We start from the raw sequence: 22,948 nt of genomic DNA, 5'->3' as shown, positions 1-22,948 counted from the left end.
ATGGTATATGATTTATATAGATAAATAAAATGAATACTCATTATAAGGAGCATATCAAATTAGTTATGACCATTACACAACTCACCATATTTTTAAAAGTTGCTGAAACGGGCAGTTTCACACGAGCTGGACAAATACTCCATATGACCCAACCGGCTGTAAGCCGCGCAATCTCCACTCTTGAATCAGATTTAGACGTCACACTAATTATTCGGGATCGCAAAAATGGGATTATCCTTACAGATATCGGTAAGCGTATGCTCGTACAAATCCGAGAGATTTTGAAAGGCTTCGAAAAAATGGAACAGGAGATCGCTGCTGAAAAAGGTCTGGAAATAGGAACCATTCGCATCGGCGCATTTCCTACCGCATCTGCATATTTCTTGCCAAAAATCATTCGTGCCATTCAACAGAAATATCCTAATTTAGAATTTGATCTTTATGAAGGGACCATAAATGAAGTGGAAAAATGGTTAGCTTCGCGAGTCATAGATGTTGGAATTATTACGCTGCCAAATGAAGATTTAGAAATTCTCCCTCTTTATAAGGATAAAATGGTTGCGGTATTACGTGACGACCACCCATTACAAAGTCAACCCTTCATTCGTATCAATGATTTGGATAATGAACCCCTAATCATTTGCAAAGGGGGGAATGAATTACCTATTATTGACACATTCAACAAGACGGAGACAAACCTACAGGTTAAGTTTGTAGTCCATAACACGAGTGCATTATTGAACATGATACAAGAGGGATTAGGTCTAGCTATCCTATCAGAGTTATCATTGACAACCCTGCCACCTAATGTTCATATTCGTGAATTAGAGCCGCAGGTTTTGAGAGACATTAATCTGGCTGTCCCTTCTCTAAAGGAATCCTCGTTAGCAGTTCAATTATTTATCAAGACGGCACAAGAGTTGTTCTGTTGAGCACTATGCTTGAAGCCCAGCACATCGGATTGGACATACTATTTATGCCTTGCGGCTGAATCGTTCGCATCTTTATAGGTGGGCAGGCGGATCGGCTCCCCCTTGTCTCTTCCTGCATTGGATTTTGTCCAATGAAACAGCAGCGTATGCCTCTTTACGGCAGGTTTCATTGGAATTGATCCAATGGTTTAGGACTTCAACCGCATCAAACGATGGCAAACAGCCGGATCCATTGGACAAAATCCAATCTACATGATATTAACTCGCCTCCTACTCCTATTCCACTGCATGTTTTCCAATGCTTTGTTGCGCCGGTCCGCAAAAAATGATGCTCATACTTGTTCACGCTATCGAATCGCGAAAAAGCCGAGCAAATCAGGCAGACACACCTGATGTTCACTCGGCTCGTGAACTAACTATTGAAATGGTAGAAACGATATCTATCTCTCATCTGTAACTAACGCAATGGAAAATCCGTCGTAACCCTTGCTGCCCACCGTCTGAATCGCCGTCGCGCTTACACGCGGCTCGGCAGCGATCAGCTCGCAGAAACGGCGAACCCCTTGAACGCTAGGATCATCACTTGCTTCGTCTAAGACTGCGCCGCCCCGTACGACATTATCGCCGATAATTAGGCTGCCTTGACGGGAGAGCTTAAGCGCCCACGCGAAGTATTCCGGGTTGCTCGGCTTGTCGGCGTCGATAAAGATGAGGTCAAACGGACCGCTTCCCTCGGCCTCCAGCTGCGCCAGCGTATCGACCGCGAGGCCTGTGCGCAGCTCGACAATATCTGCCACGCCCTGCACGCTGGATGTTGGCACGGGCGACTTCGGCGTGCTTAAGGTCCGCCTCCAGCGTGACCACCCGCCCATCTTGGGGCAATGCTCGTGCAAGCCAGATGGTGCTGTATCCGCCCAATGTGCCAATCTCCAATACATTGCGGGCGCCTTGGACCCGTGCCAACAAATGCAGCAGCTTGCCCTGATTCGGAGACACGTCAATCGGCGGCAGTCCTGCGGCGGCATTGGCTGCGAGCACAGAATCCAGCACGGGATCAGACGGCACAAGCAGATTAGTGAAGTAGCGGTCGACCGCCGTCCATTTATCAAAATTGTCCATACCTGCTTCCTCCTATTGGTTGGATATTCAACTTGAGGTCACTACAGCAGTTGTAAGCCTCACACACTCTTCCACCCAATATTATACAGGTAAATGTTTCCTGATAGAAGCAGTCAAGCACTTTTTTTCACCATCATCATTCAGTTTACTTTTTAGCACGGGCCTCTTCAACGATTTGGTTCGTCAACTCTAGAATGCTCATAGAGCCAAGGTCGCCTTCCCCCCGTTTTCGAACAGACACGCTCCCGGATTTTTCCTCATTCTCTCCAAGCACGAGCATATACGGAACCTTTTCACGTTGGGCCTCCCGTATTTTGTATCCAAGTCTTTCGTTCCGCATATCGACTTCGACACGTATACCGGCTTCTTCTAACGATTTCTTCACTTGGCAGGCATAGTCGCCGTACTGCTCTGATACAGGCAGCAGCTTTGCCTGAATTGGCGCGAGCCATAGCGGAAAAGCGCCGGAGAAATGTTCGGTTAAAATTCCGATAAATCGATCCACCGAACCGTAAACAGCGCGGTGAATAACGACCGGCCGGTGCTTTTGGCTGTCCTCGCCGATATACGAAAGATCAAATTTTTCAGGCATTTGAAAATCAAGTTGGATCGTCCCGCATTGCCAACTCCGTTTGAGCGCGTCTAAGATGTGAAAATCAATCTTCGGACCGTAGAATGCTCCATCACCTGCATTAATGCGATATTCGATGCCCCGCTTATCCAACACATTCTGCAATGATTGTTCCGCTTGATTCCATAGTTCTTCAGACCCCATCGAATCTTCCGGACGAGTGGACAGCTCAATTGTATATTCAAAACCGAATACTTGATAAATATGGTCAATCAATGCAATGACACGGCTGATTTCCTCTTCAATCTGGTCAGGTCGAACGAACAAGTGAGCATCGTCCTGGCAAAATGTGCGCACTCTCATCATCCCATTCAGAGCGCCGGAAAATTCGTGGCGGTGCACTTGTCCAAACTCCGCAATCCGAATTGGCAGCTCCCGGTAGGAATGCAGGCTATTTTTGAAAATGAGCATATGTCCCGGGCAGTTCATCGGCTTCAACGCGTATTTCGTAGCGTCCACGTCAGTGAAGTACATATTATCTTTGTAGTGATCCCAGTGCCCGGATTGCTCCCACAGCCTATTATTCATCATAAGAGGCGTACGCACTTCATCGTAATCTCGCTGCCTTTGCAATTCGCGCGCGAAATGTTCAAGCTCCGTGCGGATGATCATCCCTTTCGGAAGATAAAAAGGCATTCCCGGCGCTTCTTCAGAGAACATGAACAATCCAAGTTCTTTGCCGAGCTTGCGATGATCACGCTTTTTAGCTTCCTCAAGGCGATGTAAATGTTCCTCAAGCTTGGATTTCTTCGGAAATGCGGTGCCATAGATTCGCTGCAGCATCTTATTATTGGAGTCCCCACGCCAGTAAGCACCCGCAACATTCAACAGCTTGAATGCTTTGATTCGGCCGGTCGACGGCAGATGCGGCCCTCGGCACAGGTCAAAAAATTCACCTTGATCGTAAATGGTAATAACGTCATCTTGCGGCAGATCGCGAATGAGCTCCAGCTTAAGCGGTTCATCGCGCTCCGCGAAAATCTCCAACGCTTCTGCGCGGCTCACCACTCGACGTACGATAGGCAGGTTCTCTTGTATAATCCGCTCCATCTCTTGTTCAATTGAGGCAAGATCATCACTAGACAGCGGTGTTTCTATGTCAATGTCGTAATAAAATCCATCTTCGATTACTGGGCCAATCCCCAGTCTAACAGCCTTATCTCCGTATATGCGTTTAATGGCTTGAGCCAATACATGCGCCGTGCTGTGCCGAACTATTTCCAGACCGTCTTTGCTATCCAGCGTAACGATTTCGACAAGGCTGTCATGATCGAGCGTGTGGTTCAGATCAACCGGTTTGCCATTGACTTTTCCAGCTATCGCTTGTTTCTTCAAGCTGGAACTAATGGATTCCGCCACTTGTTCGATTGTCGTGCCTTGAGGATACCTCCTGCTTGTGCCATCGGGCAGTATTACGTTGATCTCCATGATCCAGCCTCCATTCCTACGTTCTCCATTGAATTTTTGAACGCAAAAAAACGCAGCTCTCCCGCTAAGGGACGAGTGCGTTCAGCTCGTGGTTCCACCCTGATTCGATCTGCGGCGTTACATGTCGTGGCTGTTCTCCAGAGCATGCCGATGCTAGATCCTCATTGATATCCGGTAACGGGGATAAGACGGTGCCGCTTACTGCCGCGAGAACAGATCGACGGGTTCAACGTCACGGCTACGAAGGGGTAATCTCGCATCCGGTACTGAAGAAGCTTGCAGCTGTAACTTCTCTCTCTGGGCAGGCCGTAATGGAAATCATGTCTTTGATCAATGCCTCATTTTTTAGTTTGATAACAATATTACATTGCTGAACTCGCAAAAGTCAAGAAATGAAATAACGGTGGGTCACTTTTGTACTAAACTTCACAAATCATATTCCCCCATTTTGCGTTCCGCATATTCCAGCGCGGACTGCATGTCCGTGTACACCCAATCCGCCTCATGAACAGACTTCGCACTATGGACTCCCCATAGAAGGGTGCGTATCCCCTCTTCACAATCAGGCCCGACGACAAGCGCTGTTGGAAACGGAGTGTCGTCATATTGATGCGTTCCAACATAAAAAATCTCTTCTAACCGATCTCCCCACTCGTATGTCAACTCGGACAAATCGATAATAAGTGCGGTGGGCTCCCAAACCGATAGAGCAGCCGTGGCGACTGCTTTCATATACGCGGCATCACAGTTGCCTTTAGAGCCATAGCCGTAGTTGCCTTTGAACTGAAGGGCCATGATGTCATTGTATTGACGCATCGTCGATTTTGTCAGGTAAATATTATGCTCCAGCCTGCTTAGTTCGTGCAAGCTCACTTTTTCCAAAATATGATTCATGTTATACCTCTTAGTCAGTATTAAGATGCTTCCAACCTATCTTTCAAGCTTGTTTGATGATGTCGTCGAATTGATGCAACCTTTTCATGTTCATGTTGCAATATTTGCATGTGCGTTCATTTATACCGAATTGCTTGATGGTTGCAACCATGCCCCTGACCATCCACAGATGGAAATTTTCCTGCAAGATCGTTGCATCCACATGATTCCCGTTATTCAAGTAACCACGATAGAACTCCCGCAGCGATGCGATACTGTGCTCTTTTTCGGCATCCCAGTCAATCGTCGAAGTGAGTATCGCAGCCAGATCGAAATGCGGATTACCGCAGCGAACCTCTCCAAAATCAATGATGTACACTCCCGTCGAAGCATTAAGGATGTTCCATACGCCCAGATCAGCGTGGATGAATCCACTCTTCTCATGGCAGTACGAGATCGCGCGTTCTACAGGATGTTGAATGGCCTGAATGATATCAAAGCCATTTTTGAGTTCTCTCACGTCATCCCACATGCTCTGCAAGCAAAAACGATCCTTTTGTCCAATAATGTGATGAGCGTCCCGCATTGCATAATGAAACAATGAGACCGTTTGTCCCAATTGATAGAAGTCGATGCTCGATTGCCGTGGATAGCTTTCAATATATCGCTGAAGGTTATAATAACTATCATCAAGCCTGATGTAAGGCGTTTCTTGCTTGCTGAGCACAATTTCCGGCGTAATCTTATACGGTTCCAGTCTTTTATAAATATTGTACTCCGTCATCCCCTGGTCTTCATTTTTCAACTTTCTCAGTATGTACCGTCCTTCGGTTGTCACAACAAGCCGGGCTTCCGAAGTCATGCCTTGATCCATCTTATCGATGAGGTTTACATGGCCAATAGGATAGTGTTGTGAAAGCAATTCGTAATTGGCTTCGTTCATAAACATCTTTGTTTTATCTCCCCAAAAGCGGCACATCCGGAATGCCTATTTTACCTTTGACGCCTCGCATAGGAAACGTTCTTTCCTTACCTTCATCGTCTGTATATACTACATCGAACAGAGGACTAAGAATGTTAATATAGACGCTTATTCACGTCGTTCTTCGCCTGATTCAGCTGTAATGGAGACACGCCTGTCTTCTTTCTCCCATAACAAGAGCAGCATCCAAATGACCGACGCAATGAGCGTCACGATTCCAATCGTATAGATAAGTCTGGCGTAATTAATTTCATAATAGACTTTGAATCCGTTTACGCTGCTCCAATCCATTTTCTTAAATAAAAAAGTATATCCGACGTCATGAACGTTTTTCTCTGCTCCCCATACTTCATAACAAGGCACAAAAACAACACCCACAAATATAATTACGATGAGAGAAGAATGCCTTTCGGACTAATCTTATTGTCAATCATCGTGAACACCTCAGCTCACTATTCTATAATTTTGGTTCATAATCGACCATCCTCGGCTTCCCATTCCTTGTGGAACTGTTCCAAGAACTCTGTCATCACCTGATGCCGCTGAATGGCCAAGCTTTTCCCGTGCTTCGTATTCATGAGAGCCTTCAATTTCAATAGCTTCTCGTGAAAATGGTTGATAGCGGTAGCTGGCAGGTTCCGATACTCGGCTTCTGACATCGTCTCCCTTGGCGCAAGCTCAGGATCATGCATCAAGTGGCCTTTCCAGCCCGAATAAGCAAAGGCCCGCGCAATACCGATAGCCCCCATTGCATCAAGCCGGTCGGCATCTTGCACGATCTGTCCCTCCAATGTATTCATTGGAGGGTTATGTCCGCCATTGTATGACAGGTTGGATATGATATGAAGTATCTGTGTACTTGTACTAGAATCGGCCTCATTCGCCGCAAGCCATTGGGCCACTTTGACCATTCCGCTCTCTTTGTCAGGATTCAACTTGGCATCGGCCACATCGTGCAGCAGCGCTGCCAGTTCACATATAAATACATCGGCGCCTTCTTCCCCCGCAATTCGAACCGCCAGCTGTCTGACCCGATGAATGTGCCACCAGTCATGGCCGCTGCTGTCGTGAGCCAATTCGGCTTGGACGAACTGCTCCGCACGGCCAATCAAGTCTTGTTGTGTATGCATCATAATTCCCTCTCTGCTAAAGTGTTTATGTGCTGGGTAATACCGTTATTCCTTCAGACCTACTTTTTCGATTAGAAAAGAGTCGAATCGGGTATATCGCTAATTTTATCATATAATGGAGAATTAAAAGTAATAAAACGTCAGTGTTCAAGGCGTTATTTCACCTTCTTGTATGCAAATGTAATCGCAGGACACGACGTAAACTCACGTTATAAAAAAGTTCGATTAAAAAGATTACTTTCATTATCTTTATAAAAACAGATTGATTGTATTTAAATAACGAAAGATGTTAATATCTGAATAAGTCATAGAAAAAGGGAGGACTGATTCGTTTGGTGAAAAAATATATTATATTTGGAGCTAGCAAAGGTTTAGGGGACGCATTTGTCAAAGGGTTGCCCAATTCTGGAGACCAGGTATGGATTGTCTCCCGAAGCAGACCCAAAAGCTTAGACTTAAATGACGGAGTTCAGCGGATATGGCTGGAAGCAGATTTATCGCAACAAAATAAAATAAAAATGATTACGGAAACTCTCCAAAATGAAAGAATAGATGTGCTCATTTATAACGTCGGAGTTTGGGAAAAAGAAGGGTTTGAAGATGATTATGACTTCGAACATGACGATCCAGAGGACATTGCTAATATAATTAATATAAATATAACATCCACAATAACCTATATTCAAGCCTTGTTGCCAAATCTAAGAAGGTCAGAAAGCGGTAAGATAGTCTTGATTGGATCAACTGCTGGGTTAGATAATACAAATAATTCTCAGGTATCTTTCGTGACTTCTAAATTCGGGCTACGCGGTATAACAAATGCTTTGCGTGAACATGTTAGGAAAGATAGAATTGCTGTCACTTGCATCAATCCAGGTGAACTAGCGGCGGAAATCCCATATGAGGCTGGTGCTGAAAAAGCCATTTCTGAGTATAACGGCACACGAATTCCAGTCCAAGATATTGTCTCTTTAGTCAAATGTGTTGTGAACTTGTCAAAAGTTTCTTGCGTCAAAGAGATTCATGTACCAGCCATAACAGATCTAAATGCTTGACGAAGATATGACACTAGTATTGCATGGATAAATTAGTCATGCGTTCTCTTTAACGATTATCCAAAAGGGGTAAAGCAGTGCAACTTTATTTCAAATCAAACAGCAGCCATTGAAGGCTGCTGTTTTCGTGTCTATTTTTGTAATGGTAGAACGAAGTATTGTAAGGGCATAGCCCCAGCGTGATATGGGAGGATGAACCCCAAGGGCGACCTTGTGGAAAAGTCTGCCTACAAGAATGGCCTGTAAGTACTCATCAGATAAACCCCGCAAATTAGGGTTGCTATTCAACAGAATATGATAAATTAGGGTGAGTTCACTGTCCGTAATAGAAAAATCCCCCTGCTCAAAGCAGGAGGAAAGTAAGTAAGGGTAATCAGCGGCTTCTCATATATGAATATCGTGCTCTCTAATATCAACTAACTGAGAAGATTCAGGATGCCGCAGCGCCTCCAGCACAACCTGAGCATCATAGCCGTCATGGAAATCGTATAGATCGGCTTGTTCCCCTCTAATGGCTTGGATGACATGTTTCAACACAGGCGGCTCGCCAAGCTCATCGTCTGCAGCGACAGGCTGCAATGGCTGACCAATCGAACCAGCGAATAACTCACTCCAATTTTCCAGCGCAATCGTACCGGTTGTACCGTAAACAACGAGGGAGACGCGTTCTTCTCCTGCGAACTCTGACATTCCGTTCAGTTGAACGGGTACCCCGTCGGCAATCAGCATCTTCGCGCGAACTCCGATCTCACAGCGGTCTGGCTGCTCCGAGAACTCCAGTTCGCTCTGCACATGAGTAATGCGGCCAAATAGCTTCTGCATAACGTGAATCCAGTGAACCCCCACCTCAAGCACGAATCCGCCTTGCTGTCTCGAAGAAATCCACGAGTTATGCTGCCAGTCACGCGGCCATTTTGGAAATTGCAAAATAAGGTCAATTTTACGGATTGCTCCGATAGCTTCCTCCGCCACCATCTTCTTCATCTGTCTCACTGCCGGTTCATGCGGCATCGAAAAATGAATCGCATGCACAACGCCGGCCTCCCTAGCCATCAGCAGCAGCCGCTTTGCTTCTTCCAAACTGTTAGCGAGAGGCTTCTCGCAAAAGACATGAATGTTCTTGCGCAATGCAGCAGATACGACATCATGATGGAAGGCAGGCGGGACGGCTACATAGAGCAGGTCGATGTCCGTATTATCCAACAGGAGCTGATAGTCAGCGTAATATTTCAATTCTGGATATTTTTCCAGGCATTGTTGGCGCGAATGGTCATTCGATTCACAAATTGCCGTTAATTCGATTTCTGGTTGAAATTCAGGCTTGTTCACAAGACGAATCATATGCTGTCCCATATTCCCCAAGCCAATGATAGCCAATCTAATTTTTCTAGAAGTCATTGTTCTCTCTCCAATCATTCTTTCTGCTCATATACGCAAGAGTTCCATATCTCTTCAATATGTACTGCTTTCCTGCTGCTCGTCTCCGCAGATCCTTCCTCGGACCAGAGCGGTGGGAAGTAACTAATCACTTGGTTCGCATCCATTGATGCAGCGTCTTCCTGCCAATTGCTCCATCTGAAAGTACGATAATAGAGTTCCAAGTCACCATTCGCCAGCCATGCAAGAAACTCGGAATAAGCCAGCTCGGTGTTCTCCCATTCCAATGTATCGGGTGCAAAATAATAAACGGAATGCCCTTCCTCTTCGAAGAGGCCTCCATTCACTGCAAAAAATCCGCCTGCCATATCGTAAGCTATCGTACACGCGCCGCGTAACGGCGAAATATCTGTATCATCGCCTAATCCGTTCCAGCTCAGCAAATCTCCGTGTATAAGCCCGCTGCCAGAGCCCAACAGCTTAATCCACCCTCGATCGACCATCACACCGCCGGAATGGCAAGCGATGGATCCCAAATAAGAGCGTTCAGATATTTGAAGGCGCTGCAGCGTCTCTTGCCCGCGCTCGGAGCTTGCAGGGAGAATAACGGCATCATTGCCGCCCCGTTCGAATAAGTTCATGATGTCAGCCCAAGGCTGCTGATGATGTTCAGAAGATTCCAATGTTCCTCGCCTCTTTAATCGGGAATTGCCTGTCTTTGATTTTCAACAACATGGATGTACTTCCTTTCTGCCTTGTTGTCAGAACATATTCCCTAAATATTCTGGTATGATTTCGCTCTCCATCACTTGCCCATCGATGCAGTCCACATGATACGCCTTCGCCTCCGGTCTTGATCCAATCACGCGATAGAGTTCCTGATCCCGGTAATGAATTGCTGCCCCATCATCCGTAGCGATGCCACCGCTTATTTTGCCCGCTTGCATCAAGCGATGGTAGCTGGGTCTTCGATCTGCTTCACCATCATAATGAGGACAGTTGCTCCCGCTCAAGAAGCCCAAACATGCTAATCCATTAAGTTCGCCCGGAATGGAATCAGTCACACCTTCTTCGAACCAGCAAATGGACCCTGCACTAAGACCCGCTAAAATAATACCCTGCTCCCATGCTGTCCGCAAGATGCGATCGAGTCCCCATTCTTTCCACAGAACAAGCAAATTGCGTGTATTTCCGCCGCCAACATAGATAATATCTTTGCTCAGCACATAATCTTCCAGGTCTTTCGTGGGAGCATTAAACAATGACAAATGGGAGGGAATGCAGGCGTGCTCGCCGAACGCCTTATAAAATCGCTGTATATACCCATCCGCATCTCCGCTAGCCGTCGGCAGGAAGCATATCTTCGGTTGCTCTGAACCCGATTGCCGCAAAATATATAAATCCAGGAGCGGGTTCTCCGGTTCCATGGAGAATCCGCCGCCGCCCATCGCAATGATATGCTTCATCATTTTATACCTCCCTTGTTTCATCCGTATACAGGATTCGAATATAATCCGTATCCCGGCTGTCCATATCTCCCAAATAAACCCGTTCATGCTCGGGAATCGCTTCATAAGCTACCTTTAACGCCGCTTTCGTGTCCTCATCTGGATATTGCAAATATTGATAATACAAGTTCCTGCATACTTCCAATGTCGTTTCTTCGCCGTTCATCTCTTTGTAAAGGTCCATCAATTCCTTCAGCTTCTCTTTCCCGTCAACCGAATAGCCCGCATCCGTCAACGTAACCTCTCCGAAGTTATCCAAGATGATTCGTGTCGGTGCATCACAGGAAGTGAATAGCGTCCCGTCATCGAACAGGGCTTCCATATCCTCTACTCTTTGTTGAATGGTAAAATCAGAATGATAGATCGTAATTGTTCCATCTTCATAGACGACTAGATTGACCAAATAATTATGGTCTTGATGGTTGAAGAACACCGTAAAACTACCGCCCTCAACGGTTTGATAGCCGAGCTCGCTTTTGACATAGAACTCTTTCGGGCGTGGTGAGTAAGCGATTCTACGTTTCTCCAGCCGTTCTTTTTCCGCATCGGTGACGACATACAGATTGGACAATTCAGGATTCATCTGTTTTATTTTTTCTTTTATATACTGAAGATAGCTCATCTTGTCATATTTCCATACTGCCGATTCTACTTTATAATAACCCAACCCGAAAATCGATATATTCTCATCAACTGGAACCTGAGGCTGCAGCCAATTGATGTCGAGTTTCCCTTCCAATCCAGCGATATCTACCAATTCCCAACAATTGATCATGCCGTCTTCATATACATCTACATTGATGTAAAAATATTGGCCATTGCGAATAAAGCCTGGTATTCTTGTGCCTTCCACCGTTTTTTTTCTGCTTATTTTGTGCATCATATCCTCCTGCTGCTGCCATTTATATTTCTATATGTCAAAGTTGAATTGCTCCAGCCTCTTCACATAACCCGGCATTCTTTCGCCTACTGCTTCCCGATTGCCCGCACGAAGCACGGTCTCTTCCTTAAAATCATCTTGCTTCAATAAGTTCATATGCTCCACAGTCAAATCAAACAGCATGAGGTATTCCTCCATCAGCACGGTCATTCGGATTTCCCGCTCCCCTTGGGCATACCCATCGAGAAACCCTTCAGCGAAGCATTCCAATTGACGTTGGTACACATGAAATAGATGCTTAGCATAGCGGGGCGAACGGTAATAAGACGGGAAGAGCGTCTTGAAATTGTTCAACAGGTTGCCAGCAAAGACATGCCCATTGTAATACAGCGGATACGGATCGATTAGCCTGATGCTGCCGTTCATTGTCGTTATATTTTCAGGCGATATATCCCGATTGGCTAGAGAAAGCGTACATTCAGACTGTAAGCGGCGTTCGATAATCCGCTGCAGCTTATCCTTAATAGCACCTGACTGGCAAGGATAATCGTTGGCCAAAAATTGCTCGAATTGCTCCCAATATCCGTTCGTATCTTGAATCCAGTACTCCTGATGGTCACCCTGAGTCGTTCCCTGCAGCCTTCCTTCGCGCCATTCCAAAAAGCCGAACCCATCGATGTCCAACTGCATCCCAGTCATGGCCCGGCACAATTCGCCGCATTGTCTGCCAAGCTGTGCCGCCTGCGTATCATCGGTCTGCTTCAACCGCAGTGTGTCGCCGCAATACGCTTCGATGGTGAACGATAAGTCAGGCTGAACATCATAGGTATACCACTGCGGACAGATTCCGGGCACAAGGTTGTTGGCCGCCTCATAGTACAGTCCTCGGGAAGCGAATTCCGTAAGCAGCTCGGTCTCGTCATATTGAAACGGCTTGCCATAAGATACCGGCTGCGGAAATCGTATCACCGCCGATTCGCGTTCGTTGGTCGTGAACCAATATGCCTTGAACCAAGCGCCCTCGCCCAGGAATTTCACGTCCAATCCCTTGGTGCTCCAGCCTTTTCGTTCCAGAGCCTGCAATACATTTTCATAATTACTCACAAGCTGCTCCTCGCTCTCGCCATATTTTTCTTAGGTGAGATTACTCATCGAACTCAACTCCCTATTGAGCCGATCTATTCCGATAACAGGCTATACGGAATACCCGAATTACAGTTCCATCCTTCTGACACTGCCATCTTGATAACCGACAAATACGCTATGAGCCATGTTGATAAACAGGCCGTTCTCCACGACTCCAGGTATCGCATTAAGTTGAACATGAAGGAGATCCGAATCGTGAATCGCCCCGAATTCGCAGTCCAAAATGTAATTTCCGTTATCGGTAATATAACATTTTCCCGCTTGCATTCGAATGGTTGCGCCGCAGCCCAACTCCTCGATTTGTCGCTTCGTCATGTCCGCTCCGAACGGAATGACCTCGACAGGCAAAGGAAACGCGCCCAGCTGTGATACGAGCTTGGATTCATCTGCCACGACATAGAAGATGCGGCTTGCAGCGGCCACGATTTTCTCTCGCAGCAGCGCGCCGCCGCCGCCTTTGACCAGAGTAAGCTTCGAGTCCACCTCGTCCGCGCCATCAATCGTAAGATCGATATGATCGATATCCGCAAACGATACGATCGGTATTTCTAATTGCCGGGCCAATTCTTCGGAAGAACTTGATGTTGCAATCGCATTAATTCGCAATCCCGCTTTCACTCTGTGACCGAGCTTCTGAATCGCCCAATAAGCCGTAGATCCGGTTCCGAGACCTACGACCATCCCATCCTGCACGAGCTCGACTGCAGCTTCTGCTGCCAACTTTTTCATGTTCATCCTAAACACACTTCCTTATCTTCTTCGCTTACATATTCGCTAATTTGTTGACGGTCTGCCAATTGCGGGTCGTTGCTGGCACGCGGAGCTTTTTTTCAATGAAATTGTTGGAAAATTGAGATTTCCCATACCCTTGCCGACACAAAATATAGACCTCGCGCTCTAGCGCACGAATCTCGTCAACGCCGTTCTGAACGGACAAGAGCGCAGCCAAGTCCTCGGCAACTGGTTCCTTGGATAAGAATGAAACATATAATTTACCTTCGGAAGCTTCGTTCTCTGTGAACGGATTATGCTGAATGACCTCTTCCAATTCGCTGAGTGTCTTTACGACAACGGTGATTTCATAGCCAAGCTCCACTCTAAGCTGCTTCTCAATGCTCTCGGCAAGGAGTTCAGGCTCCGTTACTGACGCTTCAAATATGACGTTTCCGCTTTGAATATACGTTTTGGCGTTTTGAAATGCCAGCGCTTCGAAGATGCTTTTTAAAGCATCCATTTTAATAATCTTTTGTCCGCTGACGTTAATTCCGCGTAACAATGCAACATATTTGTTCATGTGTTGTCCCCTCATTTATGCGTGAATTCTTAAATTTCCGGTTGTTGGGATATTCGTTCATGCCTTTCCCGAGGATGTCCTTGGCCTCGGCGTATCGGCCCAATGTCCGGTACGTGCTGCCGAGACCCAGCATGGCACCGGGATTATGTTCTTCAGACAGATTTTGCTGAAGAGCTTTATGGCTTGCTCCAGCTTTGTCGTCATTTATTTTCATCCTCTTCATCTGTATTCAGGCTTTCCAAGTTGATCGTAATGTAATGCTCTACGGTTGGAAACGGATTATAATAGTGGTGCAGCAACGCCTTCCAATCTTCATATTCGTCAGACTGACGGAATCCTACCATATGATCCTTCAGCGTCTCCCAACGAACAAGCAATACGTATTTATTGTCTTCCTCCACGCATTTGTGCAGTTCATGCTCAATATAGCCTCTCATCTTCGAAATTATCTTCGATGCTTTCCTGAAGCTGCTTTCAAAATCGCTCTTCATGCCGGGTTTAATATGCAGCATGGCTACTTCGAGAATCATTTTCTCACCTCTTTTGCATCAATTTTATTGTGTTTTATATATACGTTCTGATCCCATTTTCGAAGGCTGCTTTATCGTCATTTTCGATACCGAATAGGGCTTCCTGCAGTGCAAAGGTCCCCGCATAGAAATCAAGCCGTTCTTGGATACGCTCCATTCCGCCATAGCTTGCCTTACACATTTCCAAGAAACCTTCCCCATATTGTGCATATAGAGCCGCAAAATCCAAAGCCGGGTCTCCTAGCCCGGAATCCCCGAAATCGATGACCCCTGCCAGCGCTCCCGTCTCCGGGTGAATCAAAATATTCGACGTCCCGAAATCCCCATGAATCAATACCGAAGGCACGTTAAAAAAACCGTAATTTTTTAATACGCTCTCAAAATGATTTTTTACGTTTAGTCTTGCCTCAGAGTTCATATAAGAAAATAATTTGTTCTGGATGCGATCATATAAATCAGTCCAAAAGGCAACATGATCGGAAGCTTCCATATCTAAAGCGCTGCCAGCTTCTACGCCATGCAGTGTTTTAAGGAAACTGCCCAGCTCGTCTGCCAGTTTCTGCTTGTCCTTCGTGCTGTGGAAGATGTCATCAGACAACGGAATACCTTCGATCATCTCGTAACCAATAAATAACGTGCTATCGGAAGCGGACAGACTCACATATTCGGGTTGGGGAATCCGGACATGCATCCGCGTGCGCAAATGCTGTAAAATGCGGCATTCCTGCGCTAGATTGCGTGCCGCCTCCGCATGCTTCGGGAATCTGAAGATGAGCTGTTCATTGACAACAAGGACATCATTATTTTGACCGGTTGAAATTTCTCTAATGGATTCAATTGGGATGTCAGGGCACTTCGAACTGATTGCGTTTACATAAGATCTCGTTTTCATTTTCTAATCATCCTTCTGTTGTTACATCTAGCTCCACATTCTTGTTACCGTCAATAGAGCTGCTTCATCAAATTCCAATCTGTATATGTCAGGCATTGTCGTCGACTTCCAGAAGTCAAATCCGTATGAATCATCAAAATAGTTCATCATCAACGTCATAATATCTCCATGCGTCCCTATAACGATGCCTTGTCCGCGATAGTCTTTCAATATCGCCAACAAGACGTCTACCGCTCTCTCCTGTGCGGTGCAGCTCGATTCTCCATTTGGGTAAGAGAAACGGAAATCACCGAAAACTCGCTGCTTCGCTTCCGTAAACGTTCCGTCGGGAAAATCGCCGATTCTCCGTTCTCGCAAATCCTCAAGGAGCAAAATCTCCTGCCCCCGCTCCGCTGCAAGCTCTTGAACGGTCTGGACTGCTCTCTCATAGGGACTGGACATGACACAATCGATAGCTTCTTATATTAATATTTCACAGACTCTGCGCGCATCTGCTTTTCCTTGGCCAGATATGCCCCGCGAGCGCTCTGCGCCTTCCATATATATTGATTCGGCATGCCTCACGAAATAAACTTTAGTTCTCATATCGTCACTATCACCACCACTGTTTTTTGCAAGGCCTTGATCCGCTGCTCTTATGTATCGAGACCTGAGAAACCGGAAAACCAGCCACTGATTCCCTGGTTTTTCCGGTTTCTTCAGCTGCTTGTGAAGGAAGATCAAAAATCGTTACGTTAATATGTGTATCCCCCGTTGCCAATTACAGGCTGTTGCTGCGGGTAATAATATTGTTGCCGGTGCTGCTGGCCATACCCTTGGTTGTAAGATGACTGGCTTGGAACCGAATGATTAGAATAGGTCGGATTGGCATGTTGTGCTGGCGCCATTTTACTCCGAACCTGATTCATTTTGCAATCACTGGGCGGGCCGATGACGACCGTTTTTGTAATGGGTGCCAACGTATCCTTCACTTTGGCCTCATCCAGGCAGTACGTATGCGCAAACACACTTGCGGGAGTTAATCGCAAGAGATCGGAACCCCCGATAAATTCCGGAACCGGCGCATCGAATATCGCCAATAAATGTGTATTGTCAACCGAGGCTACCTCATAATGCCACCATCCCTGCGGCACATTTGCCACCTGGCCCGGCTGAATCGGAAAATTGCGAAGTTCTTTTGTAAACGGGTTAATTAAGGAAACCACCGCCGCTCCTGAAATACAGTATACCAGCTCTGAAGCATTTTGATGGGTGTGGGGTTCGATAACATTTCCCGTACTGAGGTAAATGTCCAACAGGGAAACGTTCCCTAATGTGTTTATCTGATTGATGGAAAGAAAGTTAATAAGATTCCGATCATCCTTTTTGAAAAATTGGTTATTGCTCAAATCATAAGTAAACTGTGCGGATGGCGAAGAATAGTCCATATAAGACACTGCCATGTAACCCCCGCCTTTCATTTTGCTTATTAGGCATTTACCCTTATGGAGTAACGTATGCATGCGCCTAAGAGCACGTGCAACCAATTTTATCCCATAAAGAGTGGGAAGGAATGCGTTGTGCACTATTTTAATTAATTTCCAAACAAAAATGATTCTCCCTCTAAATAACGATCCATCACTTTCATTAGATAATTCTTCAAGGATTTCAAGTGCTCCAGCTCTTCGGGGTTATCGGAATGGAAGCTGGCATTTTCGATAACAGCCATAATGAAGAAGGATTCAAGATCGTTCGCGTAATCAGCAGGCAGCGAACGTTGTTTCGCATATCCATCAATAAACGCCTGTCTTCCTTGCGGTAACTGCCCCATCAACGATTGGGCGATATCGTACAAATAAAAGCCGAAACCACAGCGTCCAAAATCGATGGCACACGGCTCTCCGTTGTTGTGAACGATGTTCTCCCAATGCAAATCAGCATGAATGACTCCATACGTATCGCCAGTTTTAGCTAATGAGTGAATGCGGGCACAAATCTTGTCTGCAATTTCTTGCACTCGCTCAAATTCTCCATCCGTCATAAAGTCGGAATAATGGCGGCCTAATTTCTCTACATCTTTTCTAAGGCTATCCTCACCCCATACAGGGCGCACAAACTCTGGACCTGATTGAAAGGAAGTTGTCCGCTCATGCAGCTTCGCCATCAGCTGTCCCACATGAGCAACATCGTCCAGCGTTATTTGTTCCTGCAGAGATTGACCCTTTACCCACGCTAACAATGTCGCATGCATCGTATCTTCCCCAATTTCAACTTCGGTTACATATTGACCATTGTTGTTCTTCATTCCTCGCGGTGTCTGTAGTCCGCCCCCACTTAAATGTTCAAGCCATACAAGCTCAGACTCAATCTCTTCCCGACGCAATTCGTTCGTATGAATTCGCAGCAAATAAGATTCATTGGAATACGTATCGATGCGATACGTCACGTGCTCTGATCGTCCGAGGAAGTAGATTTTGTGAATATCCAGATTATACTGCTTCAGGCTTGCATCCACAGCATCCTTCGCTAGATCGTATATTTGTGATTTGGTGTGCATTGTATCTCTCCTTTACAGGTTCGGGTTATATAAATTCAAACGCGTAATCATTCTGTCTGACAAACCCCTTTGACTCATACAGTTTTACTGCAGCTATATTGGATTCTGAAGCTTCCAATAATTTCGTCACATCTGCTCGTTTCCCGCCTAGCAATATCTTCTCATGACATAACTTACGAATCTGAGCAGCAATGAGACTTAATCCGTCCACGAAAGGTAAATAAGAAAACGTAGTATAATCCGAATTAGGCTAGGCTTGCTGTACCAGCGTCAGCTTGAGATGTTTACATGCGATTACAAATACATCATCATACGTTTGTATAACATAATGTTTCAGATGTACGTTTCTAGCCTTTTTAATCGTTTCTAGCAAATCCGATTCGGTATACTCTCCGATGCTGCAATATGTTACTTCTTCTGTATCCATTAGCTCCAGGCACACGTCTAACTCGATGGATTTGAAGACATACACGTCTTCAAATATCATTCATATGCTATAAATTCTTCACTGGAAATATCCGAACATAATAGTCCGTTAAATTCTCCCTGTAGCGTAACGGTTCTGCGATTGTAATCATAATGAATGTCGTATACATAAATGGCATCTCTGCCGCTAATAAAGCCTAATTCCGTTTCGACTGGTTTATAGGCTTTCATGATATTCTCCTTGCGCTTAGTAGGTGGCTCTCGAAATCTGCACACGAAAACGTGTCCTTTAAAGCAGGCACAATTTTACATGCATCCAATCGATCTAATTCTATCCAATCGTTGATATACCCTGCCTCCTGACTTGTTTCCATCAACCTACCGTCATGATCGATCGTGTCGATGCAGTAATACATACCTATTTCATGCATTTGTCTGTCACCGATTGCATACATTTCTTCAACAATCCACTGCAGTTTCGCACTCGTTATTGTTATTCCGGTTTCCTCGATAAACTCTCTGCGCAAAGCCTCTTCCGAAGTCTCGAACATTTCGACTCTTCCTCCCGGCAGATACCAATAGTCGCCAACATCGTGCCGTTGCAATAACAGATGATTGTCAACGATGAGTATTCCCGACACTCTTACGTTGAAAGTGTTCTGTCCGCTCTCCAATGAAAGTATCGTCACGTTCGGTCACTTCTTCCTATGTATGGTGATTATATTCCAAGAAGCACACTGCATTTATTTTTGAAAAGGTTGAATCTTTGATACAGAGATATAGCCGTTCGGAACGGCTATTCCTTCCCCTTTGCGCAACAGTTGGACGACAGGCGCCACATGCCCACGATTGTACTCGGCCACTGGAATAAATGAATGGACATAGGCCTGCGTCACTTCGCTCCCGCCGCTGCAATCGTACCCAAGTTGTAATGCTGGAGTCCCTCTCAATTCAATGCTTTCGCATTCCATCACATGTGCATAATCGGCAATATGAACATCAAATTCACGGACAGGCAGCTTGATTTCCAACAGTATATTTCCAATGTCAGTTCATAACCTAGATCGTCAAAGTAAGTGCATTTTTTAAGCCAGTTGGGAAAAGGTTCAAGGAATCCTTCGGTTACATAACGATCCTTAAATTGTTCTGGTATATTGGGACATGCTACCGGTCGGCTTGCCAACAAGCCGCTATCCGGAGAAAAGATTTCTTCCAGCTTGTCTGCATGAGTATAGTGATAATACGTTACCATACCAGCTGCCAACTCTACGGTTCCTTCGTCTGGAGTGAATCCATACTGACTGAGCGATAAGCCTTCCTTTTCCAAAAACGGTTGTCCTAATCTTGTCATGTGAAATCACCTACAGTCTATTACTCCTAATTCGTGACGTTGGACTGCGTTCTGCATCCAAACGCCTGTGCACGGCTTCTTAGCTTCTTCTGGCCAACTTGTCACTCGCGTCTTTCCATACTTGCATACCTAAGCACATTCCGCATTGAGTACGCTTCATTTGCAGAGGCAAGGTATTGTAATCTGAATGATGGGGAGAGTGGTTAAAAGGATGCGGAAAGGACATATCTTCTCCGGACAGGATAGAGTAACTCTAGCTAATTCAGCCGTCGTGCACTAGCTGTTCAATAGCTCATCTACCCATGCATAGCATCTTTCCAACTGCTCGTCACTGATTCGATCAGAACGATGTTCGAACATAATTTTTACATTTCGATTTTCCTGTCGAACGATTCGCAAATACTCCGCTATTGGCGCCCAGCCCTCCTCCGGACGCAATTCAGGCAATACCGGGTAATGTCTGCTCTGAATCCCGTCGGCAGCAACTTGCGCATTACTCAAATGAATGATATGGGCATACTTGGTAAATTTCTGTATAACGAGCTTAGCATCGAAATGCGGATCCGTCTCATTCTGTAAATGCAATCTGGCCGTATCCAGGCACAATCTAATTCTGGGATACCTATCCAATAAGCATTCAAGAAAGTCCGTCTCGTATATATATTTATTCAAGCCGTCAAATTCAAGCACCGGTGTAAATCGATACTCCTCGCTTTTGTCCGACAACCATGCAAATAATAGCTCACTCTTCTCGGAAAACTCCGCGAATGAATATTTACTCTCATACACATACTCGCTTTCATCCGTGAAGCGCCACAGACTCCAATCCACCCGATCATCGAGAATTACGGGCTTCGGATAATGAAATAACACGTAATCGGGGTTGACCGAAGTCATATAATCCAACTCATGTTGAATATACCGATAGGCTTGCTCCCGTTCCGTATCGTTCGGAGACAAAAACAACGCATCCCTCAATTTCGCGTATCCCGATCGCAACGGAAAATGGACGCCGATATGAAACCCTTCCCGGTTGGCCGCATCCTGTAAGCATTCCACATCTTCCTCATGCCCCATTAGACACGCTTCAATTCCATGAAATCCTAATTTGAAATCTCGTTTGAACTTTTTATCATCAAAACCTCCGTACTGACCGATCATAAACTGCTTCAACATCATTCCCTCTTTTCAGGTGGCGCTTGTCACTGTCTGCCATGGTTAGATCTACTATGCAATATACCATATAATACCTACCAAAAATAAGAAGATACGAATAGAACCCCATACGAGATTCTGCTAACCAACAGAAGCTTATACGGGGTTATTGTCTTTTTATTATGATTGGTGTTCGTATCATTTAATCACGCTCACCGGATTATTGAATGTATGGCTTAATCGTATGAAACAACTTGTGAGAGTCTACTTTTTCATAATTCCACAGCATGATGACGTGCAAGTTCTCATCAGGATACTGCCAAATCTCCGATCGAAAACCTGGAGTTCCTCCACCGATTAATCGAAAGTCGCGGCATGTTCTTGGCACCTCATCCTTAACATATTAATGATTAATTGCGATAACATTCGAACATGGCACTCAGTGTTTTCAACTCATATAGCTCCATCAGATCATAAAGTCTCTGAACCAATGCGTTCGTTCAACTATTTTTCTCATTTCTTTTTACAACCAGATTCGGCTTACAGTGATGTTATCGTTCTCTTCGAATATATGAAGCTCATACACGTCCGGGTTGGTCAGCCGCTCCCACTCTTCGAATCCGAAATCATTCGTGAAATGATTCAGCAGCAGCGACATCAAATTTCCGTGGGTTACGATCGCAATATTGTGTTTGGTACTTTCAAGTGCTTCATCAATGACTTCAAGCCCCCGATTCATCGCCTCCCGCGACGATTCTCCGCCTTCATACTTCAAATCTATATCCGCATAGGTCTCCTTTAATTTATCAAGCCAATCAATCATGTCATATGAACATAGCACTCGTTCCTGAAGTCTGGCATCCGTATGGACGGAGATTTGCAGCAATTCAGCTAAGGGACGGATTGTTGAAACCGCTCTCAAATAAGGACTTGCAACGATTCGTTCAATACCTCGGTGAGCAAGAAAGTCTCTTAGTTCCTTCGCTTGCCTTACTCCCTCCGTTGTCAACGGAGCCTCTGGCTCTTGTCCTGCGGCCTGGCAATGCCTAATCAGATAGATACGTTTCATGGAGATACACCACCTTGATTTCATTCTAGAAACGATGTGCTTTTTACGTCTGTAAGCGAATGGCAGCTGCTGCCCTGCACCACTTCAATCTACAAAGTTCTTCTGTCCTTCGTTGGATATCAGCTCCAAGTCTCGCTGTTCTATTTCGCTGCAAACTCGATTTCAAAGAAAGGGAATCCTTCATCTTCCTCTGGAATGGGTTGATAACCTAAGCGCAAATAAAAACTCGTCGATGTGGGATTTGCGTTCCATTGCAACCACGATGCTCCGTTATGCTGTGACCATTCTTTCATACTCTCAAAAAGAGCGGCGGCGATTCGATTCTTCCTGTATGGTTCGAGCACAAAAAGGTCATGCAATCGGAATAGCTGTTGTCCCGAGCGCAAATGCGGCCCATAATTTTGCACCCAGCCATACCCTACAAGCTTTTGATCTACAGCCGCGATAGGCAAATAATGCTGTCTATTCTGAACAATGGATAAAAATCGGGATTCGGCTAATTCCTTGGCATCGGTTGCTCCTCTACGCTCAAGCAGGTTCCAGACTTGGTCCCATTCGCTTTCTGCTGCCGCTCTAATTTCAACATCGAATTGCTTCATGTAATATTCTCCTTCCACAGGTAGAAAGAAACCCG

Annotated in this window: 25 protein-coding genes and 1 pseudogene; 2 read left to right on the top strand and 24 right to left on the bottom strand. The window is 45.6% G+C overall.

Annotated features, from left to right (window positions below):
* Positions 1 to 65 precede the first annotated feature (65 nt).
* The gene (locus A372_RS0129345; RefSeq protein ID WP_019424510.1) at positions 66 to 932 is read left to right on the top strand and encodes a LysR family transcriptional regulator; all 867 of its coding nucleotides are present in this window, start codon (positions 66 to 68) and stop codon (positions 930 to 932) included.
* A gap of 440 nt (positions 933 to 1,372) precedes the next feature.
* Here the strand turns inward: A372_RS0129345 and A372_RS35005 are convergent.
* From A372_RS35005 to A372_RS0129315, 6 genes and pseudogenes are all read right to left on the bottom strand, one after another.
* A pseudogene (locus A372_RS35005) lies at positions 1,373 to 2,051 on the bottom strand (O-methyltransferase).
* Positions 2,052 to 2,196: 145 nt separating this feature from the next.
* A complete protein-coding gene (thrS, locus tag A372_RS0129335; protein WP_019424508.1) occupies positions 2,197 to 4,110 on the bottom strand; it encodes a threonine--tRNA ligase in 1,914 nt (637 codons plus the stop codon).
* 426 nt (positions 4,111 to 4,536) lie between these two features.
* Complete coding sequence (locus tag A372_RS0129330) at positions 4,537 to 5,004, bottom strand: hypothetical protein (RefSeq protein WP_019424507.1); 468 nt, start codon at positions 5,002 to 5,004, stop codon at positions 4,537 to 4,539.
* A 43-nt stretch (positions 5,005 to 5,047) separates the two neighbouring features.
* Positions 5,048 to 5,932 carry a phosphotransferase gene (locus A372_RS0129325; RefSeq protein ID WP_019424506.1) on the bottom strand — a complete coding sequence of 295 codons (885 nt, stop codon included), beginning with the start codon at positions 5,930 to 5,932 and terminating at the stop codon, positions 5,048 to 5,050.
* A gap of 141 nt (positions 5,933 to 6,073) precedes the next feature.
* Positions 6,074 to 6,328, bottom strand: a complete 255-nt coding sequence (locus tag A372_RS0129320) for a hypothetical protein (RefSeq protein ID WP_019424505.1) — start codon at positions 6,326 to 6,328, stop codon at positions 6,074 to 6,076.
* 107 nt (positions 6,329 to 6,435) lie between these two features.
* The gene (locus tag A372_RS0129315) at positions 6,436 to 7,095 is read right to left on the bottom strand and encodes an HD domain-containing protein (RefSeq protein ID WP_019424504.1); all 660 of its coding nucleotides are present in this window, start codon (positions 7,093 to 7,095) and stop codon (positions 6,436 to 6,438) included.
* Positions 7,096 to 7,430: 335 nt separating this feature from the next.
* Between A372_RS0129315 and A372_RS0129310 the strand changes: the two genes are divergently transcribed.
* Positions 7,431 to 8,150: an SDR family NAD(P)-dependent oxidoreductase gene (locus A372_RS0129310; protein ID WP_083858977.1), complete on the top strand. Its 720-nt coding sequence runs from the start codon at positions 7,431 to 7,433 to the stop codon at positions 8,148 to 8,150.
* Between the two features lie 384 nt (positions 8,151 to 8,534).
* Here the strand turns inward: A372_RS0129310 and A372_RS0129305 are convergent, their stop codons facing one another.
* From A372_RS0129305 to A372_RS38905, 18 genes are all read right to left on the bottom strand, one after another.
* Positions 8,535 to 9,548 carry a Gfo/Idh/MocA family protein gene (locus A372_RS0129305; RefSeq protein WP_019424502.1) on the bottom strand — a complete coding sequence of 338 codons (1,014 nt, stop codon included), beginning with the start codon at positions 9,546 to 9,548 and terminating at the stop codon, positions 8,535 to 8,537.
* A 14-nt stretch (positions 9,549 to 9,562) separates the two neighbouring features.
* Entirely contained in the window at positions 9,563 to 10,210 is a 648-nt protein-coding gene (locus tag A372_RS0129300) for a DUF2625 family protein (protein WP_019424501.1), read from the bottom strand.
* 78 nt (positions 10,211 to 10,288) lie between these two features.
* On the bottom strand, positions 10,289 to 10,993 hold the full coding sequence (locus tag A372_RS0129295) for a peptidase E (protein ID WP_026011357.1): 705 nt from the start codon (positions 10,991 to 10,993) through the stop codon (positions 10,289 to 10,291).
* Between the two features lie 4 nt (positions 10,994 to 10,997).
* Complete coding sequence (locus A372_RS0129290) at positions 10,998 to 11,915, bottom strand: DUF7638 domain-containing protein (protein ID WP_019424499.1); 918 nt, start codon at positions 11,913 to 11,915, stop codon at positions 10,998 to 11,000.
* Between the two features lie 30 nt (positions 11,916 to 11,945).
* Entirely contained in the window at positions 11,946 to 13,019 is a 1,074-nt protein-coding gene (locus A372_RS0129285) for a hypothetical protein (protein ID WP_019424498.1), read from the bottom strand.
* 108 nt (positions 13,020 to 13,127) lie between these two features.
* Positions 13,128 to 13,796 (bottom strand): ribose-5-phosphate isomerase RpiA, encoded by a 669-nt coding sequence (gene rpiA, locus A372_RS0129280; RefSeq protein ID WP_019424497.1) that lies wholly within the window; start codon positions 13,794 to 13,796, stop codon positions 13,128 to 13,130.
* 28 nt (positions 13,797 to 13,824) lie between these two features.
* A complete protein-coding gene (locus tag A372_RS0129275) occupies positions 13,825 to 14,355 on the bottom strand; it encodes a DUF1697 domain-containing protein (RefSeq protein WP_019424496.1) in 531 nt (176 codons plus the stop codon).
* A 200-nt stretch (positions 14,356 to 14,555) separates the two neighbouring features.
* A complete protein-coding gene (locus tag A372_RS0129265) occupies positions 14,556 to 14,885 on the bottom strand; it encodes an antibiotic biosynthesis monooxygenase family protein (protein ID WP_019424494.1) in 330 nt (109 codons plus the stop codon).
* Positions 14,886 to 14,919: 34 nt separating this feature from the next.
* Positions 14,920 to 15,777, bottom strand: a complete 858-nt coding sequence (locus A372_RS0129260; protein WP_019424493.1) for a phosphotransferase family protein — start codon at positions 15,775 to 15,777, stop codon at positions 14,920 to 14,922.
* A gap of 27 nt (positions 15,778 to 15,804) precedes the next feature.
* Complete coding sequence (locus A372_RS34995) at positions 15,805 to 16,230, bottom strand: histidine phosphatase family protein (RefSeq protein WP_337485161.1); 426 nt, start codon at positions 16,228 to 16,230, stop codon at positions 15,805 to 15,807.
* 281 nt (positions 16,231 to 16,511) lie between these two features.
* Complete coding sequence (locus A372_RS0129250; RefSeq protein WP_019424490.1) at positions 16,512 to 17,219, bottom strand: cupin domain-containing protein; 708 nt, start codon at positions 17,217 to 17,219, stop codon at positions 16,512 to 16,514.
* Positions 17,220 to 17,350: 131 nt separating this feature from the next.
* The gene (locus tag A372_RS0129245) at positions 17,351 to 18,313 is read right to left on the bottom strand and encodes a phosphotransferase enzyme family protein (protein WP_019424489.1); all 963 of its coding nucleotides are present in this window, start codon (positions 18,311 to 18,313) and stop codon (positions 17,351 to 17,353) included.
* Positions 18,314 to 18,796: 483 nt separating this feature from the next.
* The gene (locus A372_RS37760) at positions 18,797 to 18,970 is read right to left on the bottom strand and encodes a hypothetical protein (RefSeq protein WP_157259804.1); all 174 of its coding nucleotides are present in this window, start codon (positions 18,968 to 18,970) and stop codon (positions 18,797 to 18,799) included.
* Positions 18,967 to 19,428: an NUDIX hydrolase gene (locus tag A372_RS35680; protein WP_083858966.1), complete on the bottom strand. Its 462-nt coding sequence runs from the start codon at positions 19,426 to 19,428 to the stop codon at positions 18,967 to 18,969. Before A372_RS35680 ends, A372_RS37760 begins: the two co-directional genes overlap by 4 nt.
* 281 nt (positions 19,429 to 19,709) lie before the next feature.
* On the bottom strand, positions 19,710 to 20,090 hold the full coding sequence (locus A372_RS38910) for a hypothetical protein (protein WP_237728657.1): 381 nt from the start codon (positions 20,088 to 20,090) through the stop codon (positions 19,710 to 19,712).
* A 276-nt stretch (positions 20,091 to 20,366) separates the two neighbouring features.
* Positions 20,367 to 21,266, bottom strand: coding sequence for a TIM barrel protein (locus A372_RS0129225; protein WP_019424486.1), 900 nt, complete (start codon positions 21,264 to 21,266; stop codon positions 20,367 to 20,369).
* A 502-nt stretch (positions 21,267 to 21,768) separates the two neighbouring features.
* Positions 21,769 to 22,314 (bottom strand): histidine phosphatase family protein, encoded by a 546-nt coding sequence (locus A372_RS0129220; protein ID WP_019424485.1) that lies wholly within the window; start codon positions 22,312 to 22,314, stop codon positions 21,769 to 21,771.
* Positions 22,315 to 22,454: 140 nt separating this feature from the next.
* Entirely contained in the window at positions 22,455 to 22,913 is a 459-nt protein-coding gene (locus tag A372_RS38905; RefSeq protein WP_019424484.1) for a GNAT family N-acetyltransferase, read from the bottom strand.
* Positions 22,914 to 22,948 lie beyond the last annotated feature (35 nt).

Source organism: Paenibacillus sp. OSY-SE (assembly GCF_000283315.1).
Taxonomy (GTDB): Bacteria; Bacillota; Bacilli; order Paenibacillales; family Paenibacillaceae; genus Paenibacillus_B; species Paenibacillus_B profundus.
Note: the sequence above shows the minus strand (reverse complement) of the source record. Positions and strands in the feature narration are given on the sequence as shown.